The organism is Pseudomonas sp. Pse79 (genome assembly GCF_024519615.1).
GTDB lineage: Bacteria > Pseudomonadota > Gammaproteobacteria > Pseudomonadales > Pseudomonadaceae > Aquipseudomonas > Aquipseudomonas veronii.
On record NZ_JALJRR010000011.1, the window covers coordinates 87156 to 108045 of the forward strand.

General features: G+C 62.6%; 17 protein-coding genes. 5 read left to right on the forward strand and 12 right to left on the reverse strand.

Features of this window, described 5'->3' with window-relative positions:
- Positions 1-6: 6 nt before the first annotated feature.
- The 8 genes from NR164_RS15805 to NR164_RS15840 all read right to left on the reverse strand — a co-directional run bounded on the left by NR164_RS15805 (position 7) and on the right by NR164_RS15840 (position 8553).
- Positions 7-1011, reverse strand: coding sequence for a HupU protein (locus tag NR164_RS15805; RefSeq protein WP_046484070.1), 1005 nt, complete (start codon positions 1009-1011; stop codon positions 7-9).
- Positions 1008-2432 carry a sigma-54 dependent transcriptional regulator gene (locus tag NR164_RS15810; RefSeq protein ID WP_226926216.1) on the reverse strand — a complete coding sequence of 475 codons (1425 nt, stop codon included), beginning with the start codon at positions 2430-2432 and terminating at the stop codon, positions 1008-1010. The genes NR164_RS15805 and NR164_RS15810 overlap by 4 nt, the downstream gene beginning before the upstream one ends.
- Positions 2433-2590: 158 nt before the next feature.
- The gene (locus NR164_RS15815; RefSeq protein ID WP_164886992.1) at positions 2591-2728 is read right to left on the reverse strand and encodes a hypothetical protein; all 138 of its coding nucleotides are present in this window, start codon (positions 2726-2728) and stop codon (positions 2591-2593) included.
- Positions 2729-2822: 94 nt separating this feature from the next.
- A complete protein-coding gene (locus NR164_RS15820) occupies positions 2823-3581 on the reverse strand; it encodes an SDR family NAD(P)-dependent oxidoreductase (RefSeq protein ID WP_046383275.1) in 759 nt (252 codons plus the stop codon).
- Positions 3582-3639: 58 nt separating this feature from the next.
- Positions 3640-5037: a dihydrolipoyl dehydrogenase gene (gene lpdA, locus NR164_RS15825; protein WP_256822945.1), complete on the reverse strand. Its 1398-nt coding sequence runs from the start codon at positions 5035-5037 to the stop codon at positions 3640-3642.
- An 8-nt stretch (positions 5038-5045) separates the two neighbouring features.
- Positions 5046-6557: a 2-oxo acid dehydrogenase subunit E2 gene (locus NR164_RS15830; protein ID WP_046383273.1), complete on the reverse strand. Its 1512-nt coding sequence runs from the start codon at positions 6555-6557 to the stop codon at positions 5046-5048.
- Between the two features lie 2 nt (positions 6558-6559).
- Complete coding sequence (locus NR164_RS15835) at positions 6560-7579, reverse strand: alpha-ketoacid dehydrogenase subunit beta (RefSeq protein ID WP_046383272.1); 1020 nt, start codon at positions 7577-7579, stop codon at positions 6560-6562.
- A gap of 11 nt (positions 7580-7590) precedes the next feature.
- Entirely contained in the window at positions 7591-8553 is a 963-nt protein-coding gene (locus tag NR164_RS15840) for a thiamine pyrophosphate-dependent dehydrogenase E1 component subunit alpha (RefSeq protein ID WP_046383271.1), read from the reverse strand.
- Positions 8554-8763: 210 nt separating this feature from the next.
- On the opposite strand from NR164_RS15840, the gene NR164_RS30395 reads away from it, so the two are divergent.
- Entirely contained in the window at positions 8764-11463 is a 2700-nt protein-coding gene (locus NR164_RS30395) for a LuxR C-terminal-related transcriptional regulator (protein ID WP_306218189.1), read from the forward strand.
- 15 nt (positions 11464-11478) lie between these two features.
- On the opposite strand, the gene NR164_RS15855 is transcribed toward NR164_RS30395, so the two are convergent.
- The 4 genes from NR164_RS15855 to NR164_RS15870 form a co-directional block, all read right to left on the reverse strand.
- On the reverse strand, positions 11479-12027 hold the full coding sequence (locus tag NR164_RS15855; RefSeq protein WP_010563061.1) for a cupin domain-containing protein: 549 nt from the start codon (positions 12025-12027) through the stop codon (positions 11479-11481).
- 261 nt (positions 12028-12288) lie between these two features.
- Complete coding sequence (locus NR164_RS15860) at positions 12289-13569, reverse strand: FAD-binding oxidoreductase (protein ID WP_046383269.1); 1281 nt, start codon at positions 13567-13569, stop codon at positions 12289-12291.
- 59 nt (positions 13570-13628) lie between these two features.
- A complete protein-coding gene (locus NR164_RS15865) occupies positions 13629-15119 on the reverse strand; it encodes an aldehyde dehydrogenase (protein WP_256822946.1) in 1491 nt (496 codons plus the stop codon).
- A 34-nt stretch (positions 15120-15153) separates the two neighbouring features.
- A complete protein-coding gene (locus tag NR164_RS15870) occupies positions 15154-16530 on the reverse strand; it encodes a glutamine synthetase family protein (protein WP_017845581.1) in 1377 nt (458 codons plus the stop codon).
- A gap of 265 nt (positions 16531-16795) precedes the next feature.
- Between NR164_RS15870 and NR164_RS15875 the strand changes: the two genes are divergently transcribed.
- The 4 genes from NR164_RS15875 (at position 16796) to NR164_RS15890 (ending at position 20743) form a co-directional block, all read left to right on the forward strand.
- Positions 16796-17557 (forward strand): gamma-glutamyl-gamma-aminobutyrate hydrolase family protein, encoded by a 762-nt coding sequence (locus NR164_RS15875; RefSeq protein ID WP_017845580.1) that lies wholly within the window; start codon positions 16796-16798, stop codon positions 17555-17557.
- Positions 17558-17802: 245 nt separating this feature from the next.
- Positions 17803-18945 (forward strand): ABC transporter ATP-binding protein, encoded by a 1143-nt coding sequence (locus NR164_RS15880; protein ID WP_017845579.1) that lies wholly within the window; start codon positions 17803-17805, stop codon positions 18943-18945.
- A gap of 44 nt (positions 18946-18989) precedes the next feature.
- Positions 18990-19871 (forward strand): ABC transporter permease subunit, encoded by an 882-nt coding sequence (locus NR164_RS15885; protein ID WP_256822979.1) that lies wholly within the window; start codon positions 18990-18992, stop codon positions 19869-19871.
- Positions 19868-20743 (forward strand): ABC transporter permease subunit, encoded by an 876-nt coding sequence (locus NR164_RS15890; RefSeq protein ID WP_046383265.1) that lies wholly within the window; start codon positions 19868-19870, stop codon positions 20741-20743. Before NR164_RS15885 ends, NR164_RS15890 begins: the two co-directional genes overlap by 4 nt.
- The last annotated feature ends 147 nt before the right edge of the window (positions 20744-20890 follow it).

The following is a 20890-nucleotide window of genomic DNA, read 5'->3' on the forward strand; positions in this document are numbered from 1 at the left end:
AAACTCCTAACGGCGGGGGGTGCGTACCGACGGCGCGATCAGCGGGTGATCGGACGTCGCATTCTGTTTGACGCGCTTGGGGGTGGCCGACTTGGACAGCGCCGACAGGGCGACGAACCAGGCCTTGGGCATGTCGATGGGCAGGCCGATGGGAATGCCCGCCAGCTTCGGCGTGCGCTGAAACGCGTGCCCCGGTTCTTCGAAGCCCGGGGCGGTGCAGTTGATGCAGGCAAAACCGCCACGGGTACACGAGCCCTCGCCGTTCCACAGGCGGGTATTGCAGTCGCCGTGGGCCTGGGTGCCTTTGCAGCCGAGGTTTTCCATCATGCAGCCCAGGTCCGAGGGCTTTTCCGCACTGGCTTTGTATTCGTAGAACTCATTGCGCGTGCAGCCCTGATGCACCAGTTGGTCGGCGTAGAAACGCGGGCGCCCGATGACGTCCAGATCGGCCTCGGCGAACAGCCCGGCGGCCAGCGCCATCAAGGTGTCGGTCACCCAGCCGGGGTGCGTCGGGCAACCGGCCACGTTGATCACCGGCAAGCCGCGCAACGACCGATAATCGGCACCCAGCAGGCCGCCGCGATGCTCACCGTCAAATTGCAGGCCGCAGGCGTCGGTCGGGTTGCTGCCCGCAGCGGTGATGCCTCCGTAGGCCGCGCAAGTGCCGATGCCCAAGGTGTATTGGGCCACCGCCGCGAGTTTGCGCACCCAGTCGATCATCGGCGCATCGGTGCCCGCCAGCATGTGAAAGCGCCCGGTGCCGTGCGGGCCGCGCAGCAATGAGCCTTCGATGCACAAGGCATCGAGCCGGGTGCGACCTTGCAGACAGTCCTCCAGGATATCCAGCACCTGATCACCGCTTTCAAGGGACAGCGATGGATGCCAGAGCAACTCAATCCCCGCACTGCGCCACATCGCGGAAAAATCCTGGGTATCGGCGCACAGCAAGGACATGTTGCAACCGCCGCAACCGCCCGATTGCAGCCACAGCACTCGGAATGGGGTGTTCATCGGGCTTCCTCCAGGCCAAGACGGCGCAATTTCTGGCGCAGGCCCACGCGCGACAAGCCCAGTTCACGGGCCGCATGGGTTTTGTTCCAGCGGTGACGCAGCAGCGATTCCTTGAGTATGGTCGCTTCGATAGCGTCCAGTTGTTCTTGCAACGTGCCCGTGGGAGGCGACAGGCGTATGTCGTTGGTGTTGCGTCCCTGGCCCTGCATGACGCGCCAGGAAAACGAATGAGCACCGATTTGCGAGCCTTCCGACAACGCAGCGGCGCGGTAGATTTCGTTGCGCAACTCGCGAATATTACCGGGCCATGGGTAACCGATCAGGCTCGCCAGGGCGTCGTCGGCGAAGTGCAGGTTTGGCAGGTCCAGTTCCAGGCGGGCATCGTCGAGCAGCTTTTTGGCGATGGGCATCAGGTCGGCGGTGCGCTCGCGCAACGGCGGCAAGCCCAGGCTGACCGTGGACAGCCGGTAATAAAGGTCGCTGCGAAAACGTCCGGTGGCGACATCCTGCTCCAGGTCGCGATGGGTCGCCGCGATCACCCGCACATCGACCCGTACCGTGCTCGAGGCGCCGACCGGGCGCAGTTCGCCCTCTTGCAAGACGCGCAACAACTTGACCTGAAAAGCCGGCGAGGTGTCGCCGATTTCATCGAGTAGCAAGGTACCGCCATTGGCACGCTGGAACAGCCCGATGTGATCCTGATGCGCGCCGGTGAAGGCGCCGCGCTTGTGCCCGAACAGCTCGGACTCCAGCAAGGTATCGGGCAGCGCCGCGCAGTTCTCCATGACAAAGGCATTACTCGCACGCGGGCTGGCGTAATGGATGGCGCGGGCCAGCAGTTCTTTGCCCGTGCCCGATTCGCCCAGCAGCAGCACCGACAAATCATAGCGGGCGACCCGGGCGGCCAACTCACAGACCGCATCCAGCGGGCCGCCGGGGCTGCGCACGATGCGCGAGAAATCGAAGGTGTCGCGTACCCGCTCCAGGGTTTCGCGGCTGCGGCGACGCAGCGCTGGCGTACCGGCGCGCAGTTCCAGGTCCAGTCGCTGCATATGGTTTTGCAACGATTGGCTCTCGACCGCATTGCGCACGGTGTTGAGCAGGTTTTCAGGCAGCCAGGGCTTGAGCAGGTACTGATAGATACCGGCCTGATTGACGCCCGCGATGATGTCTTCCGAATCGGTGTAGCCCGACAGCACGATGCGGACCACCCCCGGCCAGCGCTCGCGCACTTCCTTGAGAAATTCGATACCGCTGACATGGGGCATGCGCTGGTCGCAGAGGATCACCGCCACCACATGCTGTTCCAGCAGTTCGCGTGCTTGCCCGGCCGACTCGGCCAGCAGCACCTGGAATTCCTGATCGAGTACCCGGCGCAACGATTCGCGCGAACGCAGCTCATCGTCCACTACCAGGATCATGGGCAAGTCGGATTGCGAGTCGAATGGGGAGGTCATGAGTCAGCGAAAGGCCGATTATTGAAGTTCATTGCAACATTATGTTGCTGCAAGTCATGGCGTCGATGGTAGCACGGTGCCAAAAGCAGACGAGGGTTTTCCTTCTGAGGAGGCCGCCCTGTTCAATTGTTTTCTGGTCTGCTTCGTCGTCCTCGCCAGCAAATTCCCAGGAGGCTATGGCGCCGGGCGCGGCGCAGCGACCAGCCGAAATTCATGCCCACAGCCGCCAGCAGGATGGCGCTGTACAGCAGGGTGGACATGAGATCACACCGATAATGGCAGGTAACTCCAGGCGCCCTCCCCGGGCGCCTTAGAGCACGTGGTGCTGTGCAGTGGCGCAAATCCTAGCCCGATTCAGGACACCTTCGGCTGTCCATCAGACGCCGTCACGCCCCCATCCACCGGCAAGTTCACCCCATTGACGAAACTCGCATCCGGGCTGGCCAAAAACGCAATCGCTGCCGCCACTTCGCTGGGCAAGGCCTCGCGCTGCATCGGGATGCGCTCGTTGAATTTGTCACGAATAGACTGCTCCCAATCCCAGGTCATCGCCGTACGCGTCAGGCTTGGGCATACCGCGTTGGCACGCACACCCTGGGCGCCGTGATCCAGCGCCAGGGCCCGGGTGAAGTTGACTACCGCGCCCTTGCTCGCGCAGTAGAACGCCGCGCCCCAGTCGCCGCCCAACCCAGAAACAGAGGCGGTGCTGACAATATTGCCCTTGCTTTGAATCAGGTGCGGCAACGCCAGCTTCGAGCAGAAAATCACCCCGTCGATGTTCACCGAGGCGATCTTGCGCCAGTCGGCTTCCGTGGTTTCAAGGGTGGTGCCGGGAATATGTACGCCGGCGTTATTGACCAGCACATCCAGCCGACCGAAACGCTCGATGGTTGCGTCGATCATCTGCTGTACCGAAGCCATGCTCGACACGTCGACCTTCACCGCCAGCACCTTGTCGGCTGGTAGCTCGCTGGCCACCGCTTGGGCTTTTTCAAGGTTCCAGTCGGCCAACACCACATTCGCACCCTCATCGGCAAAACGCCTCGCGGTGGCTTCGCCGATGCCGGCTGCGGCGCCGGTGACCAATACGACTTTGTTCTGAAAACGTTGCATCGCTGCTTCCTTCTGCGGATGAACAATCGCGGTTCCAACACTCCGGAACCGCTGTCTTTTACTGATGCAGAGCCTTGCCACTGCCGGCCAACACCGCTTCGTGCATAGCTTCGCTCAATGTCGGGTGGGCGAAGATGACCTGGCTCAAGGCCTGGGCAGTCGCCTCCAGGCTATGGGCGATGCCAAAACCCTGGATCTGCTCGGTCACTTCCGGCCCAACCATATGTGCCCCCAGCAACTCGCCGCTGTCCGCATCGAAAATGGTCTTCACAAACCCCTTGGCCTCGCCCAACGCCAGGGCCTTGCCATTGGCCTGATAGTCGAATCGGCCAATGTTCAGGTGCTTGCCGCTGGCCCTGGCCGCCGCTTCTGTCAGGCCCAGGCTGGCCACTTGCGGACGGGCGTAGGTGCACCCCGGAATAAAGGCTTTGTCCAGTGGGTGAACCCCGTCCACCCCGGCCAGTTTCTCGACACACAACACCCCTTCATGGCTGGCTTTGTGAGCCAGGCACGGCGCGCCAGCGACATCGCCGATGGCGTAGAGCCCGGCGACATTGGTGCGGCACCAGGGGTCTGTCTTGATAAACCCGCGCTCAATCTCCACCCCCAGCGCCTCCAACCCCAGGTCTTCAGTGTTGGCCTGAATCCCGGCGGCCAGCAGCACACGCTCCACCGCCAGCACCTCTTCGCGACCATCGGCCAGGCGCAAGGTACAGCGCGCCTGATCGGCCTCACTGAATACTTCGGTCACAGTGGCCTGGGTCAGCACCCGGATACCGCGCTGTTCGAACTCGCGCTGCACCAGGCTGGCCACTTCCTGGTCTTCGACCGGCATGATCTGGCGCGCCACTTCCACCAGGGTCACGGCGCAGCCCAGGTCGTGGTAGAGGCTGGCAAACTCCACGCCAATGGCTCCCGAACCCACAATCAGCAAGGACGCCGGTACGGTCTGCGGCACCAGCGCCTCGAAGTAGCTCCAGATGCGTTGCCCGTCCGGCACTATCGCCGGCAGCGAGCGCGGCCGGGCGCCGGTGGCGAGGATGATGTGCTTGGCCCCAAGGGCCCGCTCACCCTCGCCCGAGGTGACACTGACACGCCCCTTGGCAGTCACGCGGGCACGGCCGTCAACCACCGTCACACCGTTTTTCTTGAGCAAATAGGCAATACCACCGGTGAGCGTTTTCGACACGTCCCGGCTGTGGGCCACCAGTTTCTGGATATCGAACTGAATGTTCTCGGCGCTGAAACCAAAGGCCTCCAGGTGCCGCAAGGTATGGGCCACCTCCGCGCCCTTGAGCATGGCCTTGGTGGGAATGCAGCCCCAGTTCAGGCAGATACCGCCCAAGTGCTGTTTTTCCACCAGGGCGGTATTGAGCCCCAGTTGCGCGGCACGAATCGCCGCCACATATCCGCCAGGGCCACCGCCGATAATCAGCACATCAAATTGATCGCTCATAGCAACTCCTAGACCAGCATCAGGGTGGGGTTTTCCACCAGGCGCTTGAGTTCCTTGAGGAAGGTCGCCCCCAACGCACCGTCGATAACCCGGTGGTCGCAAGACAACGACACGCTCATTTGCGTGCGTACCGCAGGTTGTCCTTCATGGGCCACCACGCGCTTTTCTCCGGCGCCGATGGCCAGGATTGCCCCTTGGGGTGGGTTGATAATCGCGTCGAACTGGCGCACACCGAGCATGCCCAGGTTGGAGATGCTGAAGGTGCCACCCTGGAACTCCTCGGGTTTCAAGGTACCGGCCTTGGCCCTGGTCGCCAGGCTGAGCATTTCCCCGGAGACTTCGGCCAGGCTCTTGCGGTTGGCCTGGCGGATGATCGGCGTGATCAGGCCACCGGGCAGCGCCACGGCAATGGAAATGTCTGCATCGCGGTAACGCCGTACTTCCTGGCGCTCGTCGTCGTATTGCACATTGACGTCGGGCACCTTGACCAGCGCCTGGGCGCAAGCCTTGATCAGCAGATCGTTGACCGAGATTTTCACCCCCGGCACCGAGGCGTTGATCTCAGCGCGCAATGCAAGCAAGCGCTCCAGATCAAAATCCGCATGCAGGCGAAAGTGCGGCGCATCACGTTTGGAGGCTTGCAGGCGCGCGGCAATGGCCTTGCGCATGCCGTTCATGGGTAGGGTTTCAAACGCCTCGCGACTATCAACCGTCGGCGCAGCCTGGGCCTGTGGCACCGCATCGGCGCCCCGGGCTTGGAGCACATCGGCCTTGCACACCCGACCGCGAGTGCCTGTAACGCGGCAGTCGTGGAGGTTGATGCCCCACTGCTGCGCCAGACGCCGGGCCACCGGTGTGGCGAGAACCTGGCTGTCATCGAGGCGCGAAGGTGCGGCCTGATTGGCTTTTTGCGCAGCCGCTCGGCTGGCGACTTGCCCGCCCTCGGCGCGCACTGCGGCTTCAATATCCGCCACGCTGATGCGCCCTTCACGGCCCGAACCAGGCACCCGGCTCAGGTTGATATTGAGCTGCGCCGCCAGTTTCAATGCATGGGGCGTGGCGAACAACGCTTCGTCACTGGCGCCCAGCAACGCCTGTGGCACCTGCCAGGCGCCCGGCGTCTTGACCGACGGTTGCGACGCAGCGGCCGGCGCGCTGGCGGCCAACTTGACCAGCGGTTGTGCCGTGGTCTCAGCGGGTACAGATTCAGAAACTGGCGCCGGCTCAGCGACGCCACGCTGCGCCAGATACGCATCGATCTCGGCATCGCTGACCGAAGCGTCGGCGACAATCCCCAGCACACCGCCCACGGGAATGGTTTGCCCCGGTTGCGCCACTTTGCGCCGCAACACACCTGCAAAGGGCGCCTGCATCACGTTGGAAATCTTGCTGGTTTCAATCTCGCAGACTTCCTGCTGCGCGGCGAAGCTGTCGCCTTCCTCGATCAGCCAGTCAGTCAGCGTGCCCTCTTCCATCGACAGTCCCCATTTGGGCACTTCGATTGCGCGGATATCACTCATGGTCAGCCCTCCATCACTTTGCGAACGGCGGCTTCGATGCGTTGTACGCTAGGGATCCACGCTTGCTCCAGCACCGGTGAGAACGGAACCGGGGTGTGCGGCGGCGTGACCATGATGATCGGCGCCTTGAGGTGGTAAAACGCCTGGGACACGATCAGCGCGGCAATGTCATGGGCAAAGCCGATGCGCGCGGCCGACTCGTCGACAATCACCACGCGCCCGGTAGAGGCCACGGATTCGAGAATGCCCTCTTCGTCCAACGGCGACACGGTGCGCGGATCCACTACCTCCACAGAGATCCCTTCAGCCGCCAGTTTGTCCGCCACCTCATTGGCTTTGTGCACCATGGCTGCCAGGGCAATGATGGTGACGTCGGTGCCTTCGCGGGTGTAGTTGGCGACGCCAAAAGGGATGGTGTAGGCGTGCTCGGGCACTTCGCCCTTGATGTCGTAGAGGATCTTGTGTTCACAGAACACCACCGGGTCGTCATCGCGGATCGCCTGGATCAGCAGGCCTTTGACGTCGTAAGGGCTGGACGGCACCACCACCTTGAGGCCCGGGGTGGTCGCGAAGATGTTGTAGGGCGACTGCGAGTGCTGGGCGGCCGCGGAGAACCCGGCGCCAATCATGCCGCGAATCACCAGCGGGGCCTTGGCCTTGCCGCCGAACATGTAACGGAACTTCGCCGCCTGGTTGTAGAGCATGTCGTGGCACACGCCGAAGAAATCCATGAACATCAACTCGGCCACCGGCCGCAGACCGGTCACCGCTGCGCCTGCGGCCATGCCGACGATCGCCGACTCGGTGATCGGTGTGTCGATCACCCGGGACGAGCCGAACTGGGTCCACAAGCCTTTGGTCACCCCCAGCACGCCACCGAAGGCTTCGCCCTTGCTGCCGACCTCGGCGGTACCGGCCTGGCCGCCGCAAACGTCTTCCCCGATCAACACGACGCGCGGATCGAGTTCCATCTCCTGGGCCAGGGCTTCTTTGACTGCTTCACGAAAAGTACGAATTGCCATATTCCAAATCCTCAGTAAGAGACGTAAACGTCGGTCAGCAGGTTGTCCACCGATGGGTAATCGGCGATGCGAGCCTTGGCCACCGCGTCATCGACCTGGGCCTGGACCTCGTCATCGATGGCTTGCAGTTCCTCTGCGGATATTTGCCCCTCGACTTGCTTACTGAAAATTTGCAGCGGGTCGTTGTCTCGGCGCAGGCGCTCCACTTCGCCGTCGGCGCGATACAGCATCGGGTCGCCTTCGAAATGCCCGTGCCAGCGGTGGGCAACAGCCTCGATGGCACTCGGGCCTTCACCATTGCGTGCCCGCTCCACCGCGACGGCTACGGCTTCGTAGACGGCAAAGAAGTCGGTACCGTCGACCTTCACCGCAGGCATGCCGAAGCTGGCGGCGCGGTTGGCGATATCCCGGCCACCGACCGCGTAATCGTGGCCGGTGGCTTCGCCGAAACCGTTGTTCTCGAACACGAATACCGTTGGCAACTTGAGCACCACGGCCATGTTCATGGCTTCAAATACCAGGCCTTGGTTGGAGCCACCGTCGCCGGTGAACGACACCGCCACATTGCGCGTGCCCAGGGTTTTCGCCGTGAGTGCGGCGCCAATGGCCAGAGGCGGTGCGCCGCCGACGATGGCGTTGGCGCCCAGCATGCCCTTGCTCAGGTCGGCAATGTGCATGGAGCCGCCCTTACCCCGGCACAGGCCCGACTCCTTGCCAAAGATCTCCGCCATCATGCCGTGCAGGTCACAGCCCTTGGCGATGCAGTGGCCGTGACCACGGTGAGTCGAGCCGATATAGTCAGCGTCCGTCAGGTTCTCGCAGACGCCAACGGCGATTGCTTCCTCGCCGCTGTACAAGTGGATGAAGCCGGGGATATCCCCAGTGGTGTTTTCCTGGTGCAGCCGCTCCTCGAACACGCGAATCTCGCGCATCTTGCGATAGGCCTGAAGCAGTTTTGACTTGCTAAGCGACATGGGCTCGCCCTCATCTCTGGTTTTTTATAGGGGGGTCGATGACCTGAATCAGGCGACCGACGATGGCGTGGCGGTACGGTAAGAGGCTCTGGCCGATGCCATAACTACCCGGATGGGGGGGCGGTAATTGCCGCTTGAGGGGATTAACCTTGCAAAACGAGGGTCTACAAAAATAATGATCGATACTCGACCACACCAAGACGACCATCCATGGAACACCTGACATTGCCTGCCTACAGCCAGGGCGCGTTCAGCCTCCGTCATGGCTTGCCGCTGATCAGCACCAAGCTCGGCCCGCCCCGCGCGGCCGGCACCCTGCTGAGCCGCTCGCGCCTGCTGGAAAAACTCGACCTATTGCACGAACGCAGTCTGGCACTGGTGTGCGGCGCGGCCGGTTTCGGCAAGACCACCCTGCTCAGCCAATGGCGCCAGTGCCTGCTCGACCAGGGCCACAGTGTGGCGTGGTTGAGCCTGGACGAGCAGGACGATAGTCCCGAATACTTTCGTCGTTATCTGCTGGCCGCCCTGCGCAGCGCCGACCCGGCCTTGGCCGATTTGACCGGCGACCTGCAGCCGTCCGCACAAGGCTTTATGCGCGCCTTGATCAACCAGCTCAACCTGCGCCAACAGCCGCTGTATTGGGTGCTAGACGATGTGCATCTGGTCCGCCATCAGTTGATAGAGCAAGACCTGCTGGAACTGGTGCTGCACGCCCCCGCTTGCCTGCACCTGTTGATTGGCAGCCGTAACGCCGCGCAATTGCCCTTGAGCCGCCTGCGCGCACGCAACCAACTGGTGGAAATCGACGCCAACGCGTTGCGCTTCAACCTCGACGAAGCAGCGGGCTATTTTTCCCGCACCACCGATCTCAAGCTGGACACCGCCGACCTGCAACGCCTGCTGAGCCTGACCGAAGGCTGGATCACCGGGATCCAGATGGCATCCTTGGCACCGCCCACCGGCAGTGACCCGGTGCGCCGCTGGGCACATCTGGAACGCGGATCGCGGGTGATCGGTGGTTATCTGCAAGACGTGGTGCTGGAGCCTCTGCCGCCCCGGGTGCAGAGCTTCCTGCTGCACACCTCGATCCTCAATCGCTTCACCGCGTCTTTGTGCAACGCCATTACCGGGCGCGAGGACGGCGAACAGATGCTAGGGTTCATCGAACAGCACAACCTGTTCATTTGCTCCCTCGATCCCCAGGGGCATTGGTTCCGCTACCACGCGCTGTTTGCCGAGACCCTTCACCAGCGTCTGTCCGCCAGCAACACCGATGTTGCCCAACTGCATCAACGCGCCAGCAACTGGCTGGCCGCCCATCAATACTGGGCTGAAGCCATCCGCCATGCCTTGGCCGCCGGACAACTGGCCAACAGCACCACCTGTGCCGACAAGGGTGCCCAGTCCCTCGCCGAAGAAGGCGATATCGACACCCTGGTGCGCTGGCTGCAAAACCTGCCGCTGAGCGCCTTGTCGCCCCTGGACGAGCAACGCATCGACCTGCAACTGAACCTGAGCTGGGCCCTGGCCCACCACTTTCGTTTCGACGAATCACGGCAGTTGCTGCTCGACCTGCACCCGTTGCTGGAACAGCCCGGCGTCAGCCCGCGCCTGCTGATCAAACGCCAGGTGATCTGCGCGATCAACGAGTCCTTCGCCGAACGCATCAGCCAGGGCCTGGAGCATGTGGAACCGCTACTGGCGCAGTTGCCCAGCGGGGATCGCTGGGTCGATGGCCTGGTGTGCAACATCCTCAGTTACGACTATCTGGTGCGCGGGCGTTATCAGGATGCGCAAGCCGTGCAACGGCACATGCCATGCCCGGCGACGCCTTCGGAGAACCTGTTTGTCAGTGTCTACCGCGCTTTTATTCTGGGCCTGAGCCATGTCCGCCAGGCGGACCTGGAGAGCGGCGAGCACTATTACCGCCAGGCCCTGGTACACGCCGAGCAACTGACAGGGGCGCAATCGAGCGGCAGCGCCACCCTCACCGCGCTGCTCGCCGAACTGTGGTACGAACGCGGTGACTGGCAGGCCTTGCACCGCGAACTGCAGCCACGGCTGCGTCAGGTGGACGCGATTGCGCCGCTCGATGCCCTGTTCAGCGCCTACCGCGCCCTGGCCCGCAGTGCGTTACACGCAGGCGACTACAGCCAGGCGCATCGTCTGCTGGAACACGCCCAACAACTGGCAACGCTACGGCGCTGGCCACGCCTGCAAGGGTTGCTGCTGGCCGAACAGATTCAGGCGCACCTTCACGGCAACGCCCCGTCCCAGGCCCGCCACTTGCTCCAGCAACTGGCCGACTTGAGCAGCCACCACCGGGCCGAGGCACCTTTGCACCAGGCCCTTGAGCGCAACCATCGAGTCAGCCATGCGTGTGTATTGGCCAATGACGGCAAACATGGCGAAGCCGCCCGCACCTGGGCACTGCAAGTGGATGAGGATGAGCGCGGCGGGCAAGTCCTCGATGGCTTGCGCGCACGTACGCACTGGGCGCTGAGCCTGTGGCGCGATGGCCAGGGCAAACAGGCGATGGAGGTGTTGCTGCCGGTGCTGGATACCGCACGCCGCCAACATATGAAACAGACATTACTCGACAGCGGCGCCGAGCTGACGGACCTGCTCAGCGCCCTCAAGGATCTCAAGGCACCGTTCAAAGACTACATACAAAGCCTGCTGGACTCGACGCCCATCACCGAGCCTGACCTGGGCTGTGCCCTGAGCGAGCGCGAAAGCCAGACGCTGTTGCTGGTGGCTCAAGGGCAATCGAACAAGGAGATCGCCCGCAGCCTGGACATCTCCAGCGAGACCGTGAAATGGCATTTGAAGAATCTCTACGCCAAGCTCCAGGTCACCAGTCGCATCCAGGCCATGAGCCGGGCCCGGGAGCTTAGTCTGCTCGATTAGGCGCCGGGCGCTGGCCTAGAAGTTCGCCGGCGTATTCGCGCTGATGATTTCCGCCTCATCCTGCCCGATATTGCGGAACCTGTGGGGCAAGGTGGTGGGGAAGTAATACCCATCCCCTGGGTTCAATATGCTGACCTGGCCATCGACAGTGAGTTCGACGGTGCCACGGGTGACGAGGCCGCACTCCTCGCCTTCGACATGCACGATCGGCTCTTCGCCGGAACTGGCGCCGGGTGCGTACTGCTCGCGCAGAAAGCGCATCTGGCGGCTGGGGATCGGCGCGCCCACCAGCAGCAGGCGCAGGCCGTCGCGACCCAGGTCGGGCTGTTCGTTGGCGCGAAAGACGTATTGGTGTTCGCGTGGCGGCTGGTCGAAGGTGAAAAAGTCCGCCAGGGACATGGGGATGCTTTCCAGCAGCTTTTTCAGGGAACTGACAGAGGGACTGACGCGATTCTGTTCGATCAGGGAAATGGTGGCGTTGGTCACGCCGCTACGACGGGCCAGCTCGCGCTGGGAGAGTTTGTAGCTTTCGCGAACGAGTTTGAGTCGGGTGCCCGTGTCCATAGCTGCCTTATATAAGGGGTGAGTGTCGTGATGTTTATCGGTTGCGATAGCGTTGCAGGAGCTGGGGCGAGCGCGGGCAGGCAATGTTGCGAAATTCGCCGATTACCCGACCCGGAAACCTGAAAGGCGGCTATTAAATCACGTTTGCGGGTGGAGCTGTAGCGCTGCTGAATATGCCTGCATGCGCAAAAAAAGCAAGCCCGCGGCCGCGGCCGAAGGTGGCGTGGGCCGGGGGCTCGCGGCGCGTGTGTGGCTGACCGGTCAAATACCGAGTCGGTCGCGCAGGGCGTAGTAGGCGGCGCCCATGGCCGTCAGCGGGGCCTGGAAGGTGCGGCCGCCGAACATCGGCATGTGCGGCAGCGAGGCGAAGGCGTCGAAGCGTTCGGCGTCACCGCGGATCACTTCGCTGATCAGCTTGCCCGCGAGGTGCGAACAGGTGACGCCGTGGCCGCTATACCCTTGCATGTAGTAGGCGTTCTTTTCGATACGGCCGAATTGCGGCATGCGCGACATGGTCAGCAGGAAGTTGCCGGTCCAGCGGTAGTCGATCTTGACGTTTTTCAACTGCGGGAAGGTCTTGAGGATCTTCGGCCGGATCAGTTGTTCGATGTCGTCCGGCTCGCGGGCGCCGTAGACCACGCCGCCGCCGTACAGCAAACGGTTGTCAGCGGTCAGACGGTAATAGTCGAGCAGGTAGTTGCAGTCTTCGACGCAGTAATTGTGGGTAATCAGGCTGCGTGCCACTTCCTCCGACAGCGGCTCGGTGACCACGATCTGCGAGCCGCAGGGCATGCTTTTGCGCGTCACCCGTGGGTCGAGATTCTGCGGCAGGTAGGCGTTGCCGGCGATCAACAGGTACTTGGCGCGAACCACCCCCTTGGCCGTGCGTACCACGTTGGGTTCGCCGTAGGTGATTTCCTCGGCCGCCGATTGTTCGAAGATCTTGCCGCCCAGGCCGATAATCGCGCTGGCTTCGCCCAGGGCCAGGTTCAGCGGATGGACGTGGCCGCCCTGCTTGTCCAGCAGGCCGCCGATGTAATTTTCACAGCCCACTTCGTTTGCCATGTCTTTGGCGTCGAGCAGTTGCAGGTTGCGGTTGCCATAACGCTCCCAACTGCTTTTCTGTTCGACCAGGCCTTTGAGCTGTTTTTTGTTCAACGCGGCGAAGATCCCGCCCGGGCGGTAGTCGCACTGGATGTCGTAGTGCTGGATGCGCTGGCGAATGATCTCGGCGCCTTCGAACATCATGCTGCCGAGGATTTCGGCGCTCTTTTCGCCGTAGCGCTGCTCGATGACATCCACGTCACGGCTGTAGGAATTGACCAGTTGCCCGCCGTTGCGCCCGCTGGCGCCAAAGCCGACCTTGGCCGCTTCGAGCACGGTGACGCTGTAGCCGGCTTCCGCCAGGAACAGCGCCGACGACAGGCCGGTGTAGCCGGCGCCGATGACACAGACATCACACTCGACCAACTCTTCAAGCACAGGGAAGTCGCCGGTGTGGTTGCGGGTCGCGGCGTAATAGCTGTTTACATGGGGTTGCATGGTTAGGACTCCCTGGCGACTGGCCGGCACGCGCCGGCAATCGCCGTTGTTATTTGGGCTTAGAGCTTGATCCAGGTGGCTTTGAGCTCGGTGTACTTGTCAAAGGCGTGCAGCGACTTGTCGCGGCCATTGCCCGACTGTTTAAAGCCGCCGAACGGCGCGGTCATGTCGCCGCCGTCGTACTGGTTGACCCACACGCTGCCGGCACGCAGGCCCCGGGCAAAGCGGTGGGCGCGGCTGAGGTCGGCGGTCCACACTGCGGCGGCCAGGCCGAAGATGCTGTCGTTGGCGATCGACAGCGCTTCTTCTTCGGTGTCGAAGCTGATCAGCGACAACACCGGGCCGAAGATTTCTTCGCGGGCGATGGTCATGGCATTGGTCACGCCGTCGAAAACCGTCGGCTCCACGTACTGGCCACCGGTGTCTTGCAGGGCGCGCTGGCCGCCAACCAAGAGTTGGGCGCCCTGCTCTTTGCCGATCTCGATGTAGCGCAACACGTTGTCCAGTTGCCGCTGATCGACCACTGCACCGACCTTGGTCGCCGGGTCCAGTGGATGCCCCGGCTTCCAGGCCTGGAACGCCTCCACCAGCAGCGCAATGAAGGGCTCGCGGATCGACCGCTGCACCAGCAGGCGCGAACCGGCCACGCAGACTTCGCCCTGGTTGAAGGCAATCGCTGCAGCCGCAGCGGCGGCGGCAGCGCGCAAGTCCGGGGCATCGGCGAACACCACATTGGGGCTCTTGCCACCGGCCTCCAGCCACACCCGTTTCATATTGCTCTGGCCGGAATACACCAGCAGTTGCTTGGCCACCGCGGTGGAGCCGGTAAAGGCCAGCACATCCACATCCCTATGCAAGGCCAGCGCCTTGCCGACGGTGTGACCGTAGCCCGGCAGCACGTTGAACACGCCTGGGGGAATGCCGGCTTCGAGGGCCAGCTGGGCCAGGCGAATGGCGGTCAGCGGCGACTTTTCCGAAGGCTTGAGGATGAACGAGTTACCCGCCGCCAGGGCCGGCGCGAACTTCCAACTGGCCATGATCATCGGGAAGTTCCACGGCACGATGGCCGCCACCACGCCGCAAGGTTCGCGGGTGATCAGGCCCAACTGGTCGTGGGGCGTGGGCGCCACTTCGTCGTAGAGCTTGTCGATGGCCTCGGCGCTCCAGCGGATCGCGTTGGCGGTGGCAGGCACGTCGATGGCCATGGAGTCGCCGATCGGCTTGCCCATGTCGAGGGTTTCCAGGAGCGCCAGTTCTTCCTGGTGTTCGAGGATCAGATCGGCGAAACGGATCAGCACGCGCTTGCGCGCCGCCGGGGCCTGCAAGCGCCAGATCCCGGATTCGAACGCCCGGCGTGCAGCGATTACCGCGGCGTCGGCGTCGGCCTCATCGGTGCTGGCGACCGTGGCCAGAAAACGCCCGTCCACCGGGCTGATGCTGTCAAAGGTTTCGCCGCTGGCGGCCCAACGGTATTCGCCATCGATAAAGGCCCGGCCTTCAAGGTTCAGGGACTGGAAGTACTGCTCCCAGTCGTTGCGATGCTTGGTCATTAGGGTGTGCTCAACGCAAAAAGTGGGAGGGCCGTCAGACCGTGTGCAGGTACCAGTTGTACTCAAGGTCGGAGATCGAGTTTTCGAACTCGGCCAGTTCGCTTTCCTTGCACGCGACAAACACGTCGATGTACAGCGGGTCGATGTACCGGGCCATGACCTCGCTGTCGTCCAGCTCGCGCAGGGCGTCGCGCAGGTTGTTGGGCAGGCTCTGCTCATTCTGCTCGTAGGAGTTGCCTTCGACCGGCGCCCCCGGCTCGATCTTGTTGGTCAAGCCGTGGTGGATACCGGCCAGTACCGAGGCCATCAGCAGATAAGGGTTGGCGTCGGCGCCGGCCACCCGGTGTTCGATACGCACGGCATCCGCCGCGCCGGTCGGCACGCGCACGGCCACGGTGCGGTTGTCGATGCCCCAGCTCGGCGAGTTCGGCACATAGAACTGCGCACCGAAGCGGCGGTAGGAGTTGACATTCGGGCAGAGAAACGCCATCTGCGCCGGCAGGGTTTCCAGCACACCGCCGATGGCGTGACGCAGGGCGTCGTTGGTCTCGGGGTCTTCGCTGGCGAAGATGTTGTTGCCCTGTTTGTCGAGGATCGAGATGTGTACATGCAAGCCATTACCGGCCTGGCCCGGGTAGGGCTTGGCCATAAAGGTGGTGTCCATCTCGTGGTCGTAGGCGATGTTTTTCACCAGGCGCTTGAGCAGTACCGCGTAGTCGCAGGCTTTGATCGGGTCGCTGACGTGGTGCAGGTTGACCTCGAACTGCGCCGGGGCGCTTTCCTTGACGATGGCGTCGGCAGGGATGCCCTGCTCTTTCGCGCCTTCGAGGATGTCCTGCAGGCAATCGACGTATTCGTCGAGGTCATCGATCAGGTAGACCTGGGTCGAATGCGGGCGCTTGCCGGAGATTGGCGAGCGCGGCGCTTGCGGACGGCCGTTCACGTTGTCCTGGTCGATCAGGTAGAACTCCAGCTCGAACGCGGCGCAAATGGTCAGGCCCAATTCGTCGAACTTGCTCACCACCTGACGCAGCACTTCCCGTGGGTCGGCGAAGAACGGCTGGCCCTCGAGTTCATGCATGGTCATCAACAGCTGCGCGGTGGGACGCTTCTGCCAGGGCTCGATGCTCAGGGTGTCGGGGATCGGGTAGCAGATGCGGTCGGAGTCGCCGATATCCAGGCCCAGGCCAGTGCTTTCCACAGTGGAGCCATTGATGTCCAGGGCAAACAACGACGCGGGGAGGTTGATGCCTTTTTCATACACCTTATGCAAGGCGGTGCGTTCGATACGCTTGCCGCGCACCACGCCATTCATGTCTGCAATCAGCAGATCGACGTACAGGACCTCCGGGTGTTTTTTCAGAAAGGCGTTGGCTTCGTTGAGCTGAACGGTACGCAGTGGGACCGACATGATGCACCTATGTGTTAATTATTATGTTCAAAGCTGTTTCGTGGCAGCAGTCAATCCGAAAGCCAAAGTGAAGTCAATAGCGAGAACGGGCACCGCTCGTTAATTATATTGGTAGCTATAGCACCAAAATTGGGCGCCAACCCAACCAATCAACACGAACACACTCGCAAGCGTTTAGTATTTTTTACATTGAAGTTGTTAATTAAAATCAACGGAGATAAGCTCTGGAAAAACTCGTTCCAGCGTGAATTTCGAGGTGATAAAAATGGCACTCAAGCCATTGATCGGTGTTACAGCGTGCGTCAAAGAGATTGGCTTGCACCCCTACCATGTCAGCGGCGACAAGTATTTGCGTGCTGTCAGCGTCGCGGCCCTCGGGCTGCCGGTGATCATTCCTTCCCTGGCGGACCTCTGCGAGATCAAGGACCTGCTGCACTACGTCGACGGCCTGCTGTTCACCGGCTCGCCGTCCAATGTCGAACCCTTCCACTATCAAGGCGCTCCCAGCGCGCCGGGCACCGCCCATGACCCGCAACGCGACGCCACCACCCTGCCCCTGTTGCGGGCTGCGGTGGCGGCCGGCGTGCCAGTCCTCGGCATCTGCCGCGGTTTCCAGGAAATGAACGTGGCCTTTGGCGGCAGCCTGCACCAGAAGGTGCATGAACTGCCGGGCTTTATGGACCACCGCGAAGCCGACGACCCGCGCCTCGACGTCCAGTACGCCCCGGCGCACCCGGTGGCGATCCAGCCCGGCGGCGTGTTCGAGGCCATGGGCCTGGCCGGCGAGATCCAGGTCAACTCGATCCACAGTCAGGGCATCGACCGCCTGGGTGACGGCCTACGGGTCGAGGCCCTGGCCCCGGATGGCCTGATCGAAGCCGTTTCCGTGGAGCACAGCCAGGCGTTTGCCTTTGGCGTGCAGTGGCACCCGGAATGGCAGGTCCTGTCGAACCCGGCCTACCTGAGTATTTTCCAGGCCTTTGGCGATGCCTGCCGGCAACGTGCCGCGCAGCGTCAGCGCCTTTGACACCAGGCGGCCCGCACCGGGCCGCCAGCACTCGCTTTACCGATTGACACGCCCTGCCCACGCGGCGCGCGCACCTGTGTGCGCCTGCCGTGCGGCGTGAACGGCAATACCCGAACAACAACAAGCAAGGCCAGGCAGCCAGGACGGCGGTGCCGAATAAACCTGCATTGCACTGAGGGTGCAGGTTTGCAATCAACCTTATTACGTCAGGCCGCATTGGCCCGACGACCTGTTGGGAGTTTCACATGGCAAACGCCTCCAGCATTTATCGCAAGGCACTGGAAGGTCATCAGCAACCGCAAAAGGTGCTGGTGAAGATCGACCGCGTGACCAAGAAGTTCGACGAAACCGTGGCCGTGGACGATGTGTCCCTGGAGATCCACCAGGGCGAGATCTTCGCCCTGCTCGGCGGTTCGGGTTCGGGCAAATCCACCCTGCTGCGCATGCTCGCCGGTTTCGAACGGCCCACCGAAGGCCGCATCCTGCTGGATGGCGTGGACATCACCGAGATGCCGCCCTATGAACGGCCGATCAACATGATGTTCCAGTCCTATGCCCTGTTCCCGCACATGACCGTGGCCCAGAACATCGCCTTCGGCCTCAAGCAGGACCGCCTGCCAGCCAGCGAGATCGAGGCGCGGGTCGAGGAAATGCTCAAGCTGGTCCACATGACCCAATACGCCCGGCGCAAACCCCACCAGCTCTCCGGCGGCCAGCGCCAGCGCGTGGCCCTCGCCCGCTCCCTGGCCAAACGCCCGAAATTGCTGCTGCTCGACGAACCCATGGGCGCCCTGGATAAAAAGCTGCGCTCGCAGATGCAACTGGAACTGGTGGAGATCATCGAACGCGTCGGTGTGACCTGCGTGATGGTGACCCACGACCAGGAAGAAGCCATGACCATGGCCCAGCGCATCGCCATCATGCACTTGGGCTGGATCGCCCAGATCGGCAGCCCGGTGGACGTTTACGAAGCGCCGGTGAGCCGCCTGGTCTGCGAGTTCGTCGGCAACGTCAACATCTTCGACACCCAGGTGGTCGACGACGCCGAAGGCCACGCGGTGCTCAAGTGCGCGGACCTGGACCGCAACATCTACGTCGGCTACGGCATCGCCACTTCGGTGGAAGACAAGTCGGTGACCTACGCCATCCGCCCGGAAAAGCTGCTGGTCACCACCCAAATGCCGACCTGCGCGCACAACTGGTCCAGCGGCAAGGTCCACGACATCGCCTACCTCGGCGGGCACTCGGTGTTTTACGTCGAGCTGCCCAGCGGCAAGATCGTCCAGTCGTTCATGGCCAACGCCGAACGCCGTGGCTCCCGACCGTCCTGGGGCGACACCGTGTACGTGTGGTGGGAAGACGACAGCGGCGTGGTACTGCGGGCATGAGTACATCGACCATGAGCACTTTCCATCAAGCGTTGATCCGTATGCTGCCCAGCGGTCGCAAGCTGGTGATCGGCATTCCCTTCCTCTGGCTGTTCCTGTTTTTCATGCTGCCGTTTTTCCTGGTGATGAAGATCAGCTTCTCCGAAGCGACCGTCTCGATTCCGCCGTATTCGCAGATCTACAGCTTCGTCGACCAGAAACTCCAGGTGCTGCTGAACCTGGGTAACTACAGCCTGCTGGGTGCCGACGAGTTGTACATCTCGGCCTACCTGGGCTCGCTGAAGATCGCCCTGCTCAGCACGCTGATGTGCCTGCTGATCGGTTTTCCCATGGCCTATGGGATTTCCAAGACCCGCAAGGAAATGCAAAACGTATTACTGCTGCTGATCATGATGCCGACCTGGACCGCGATCCTGATCCGCGTCTATGCCTGGATGGGCATCCTCAGCAATAACGGCCTGCTCAATGCGTTCCTGATGGGGTGCGGCCTGATATCGAGCCCGATTGAAATCCTCAACACCAACACGGCGGTCTACATCGGCGTGGTCTACGCCTACCTGCCGTTCATGGTGCTGCCGCTTTACGCCAACCTGGTCAAGCACGACCAGAGCCTGCTGGAAGCCGCCTCGGACCTGGGTTCGAGCAACTTCAACAACTTCTGGAAAATCACCGTGCCGCTGGCCAAGAACGGCATCGTCGCCGGCTGCATGCTGGTGTTCATTCCGGTGGTCGGCGAGTTCGTGATCCCGGAACTGCTGGGCGGCCCGGAGACCCTGATGATCGGCCGCGTGCTGTGGCAGGAGTTCTTCAACAACCGCGACTGGCCGGTGGCGTCCGCCCTGGCGGTGGTGATGCTGGCGATCCTGATTATTCCCATCGTGCTGTTCAACCGCAGCCAGGCCAAAGAAATGGAGGCACGGGCATGAAGCGTTTCAGTTTTTCGACCCTGATGCTGGTACTCGGCTTGTTGTTCATCTACCTGCCGATGCTGATTCTGGTGATCTATTCGTTCAACGCCTCCAAGCTGGTGACGGTCTGGGGCGGCTGGTCGCTCAAGTGGTACCTGGGGCTGTTGGACAACACCCAACTGATGGGTTCGGTGGCCCGCTCCCTGGAGATTGCCTGCTACACCGCCGTCGCCGCCGTGGCCCTGGGCACCCTGGCGGCGTTCGTGCTGACCCGGGTCACCCGCTTCAAGGGCCGGACCCTGTTCGGTGGCCTGGTGACCGCGCCCCTGGTGATGCCGGAAGTGATCACCGGGCTGTCGCTGCTGCTGCTGTTCGTGGCGATGGCGCAGATGATCGGCTGGCCCATGGAACGCGGCCTGGTGACGATCTGGATCGCCCACACCACGTTCTGCGCCGCGTATGTCGCGGTGGTCGTCTCGGCACGCCTGCGCGAGCTGGACCTGTCCATCGAAGAAGCCGCCATGGACCTCGGCGCGCGGCCACTCAAGGTGTTTTTCCTGATCACCATCCCGATGATCGCGCCGTCGTTGGCAGCGGGCGGCATGATGTCGTTCGCCTTGTCCCTGGATGACTTGGTGCTCGCCAGTTTCGTCTCCGGGCCTGGCTCCACCACCCTGCCGATGGAGGTGTTCTCTGCCGTGCGCCTGGGGGTCAAGCCGGAGATCAACGCCGTGGCCAGCCTGATCCTGATGGCGGTGTCGCTGATGACGTTCATGGTCTGGTATTTCAGCCGCAAGGCCGAAGCCAACCGCAAGCGGGCGATCCAGGAAGCCATGGACCAGACCGCCAGCGAAACCTGGCAGCCGCAACGCACGCCCGCGACGGCCTAGGCCGTCGTGTGTTACCCCAAATGAACCCCTGCGCACCTTCACTCGGCGCGCCCCGCTTCCGTTCCCGTCGCGCCTTACCACCGCGACCATTGCTGTGAACGGCTTCACCCGGCTCCCTCGGTCAGGGTGAACCCCTTGGCGCCTTCG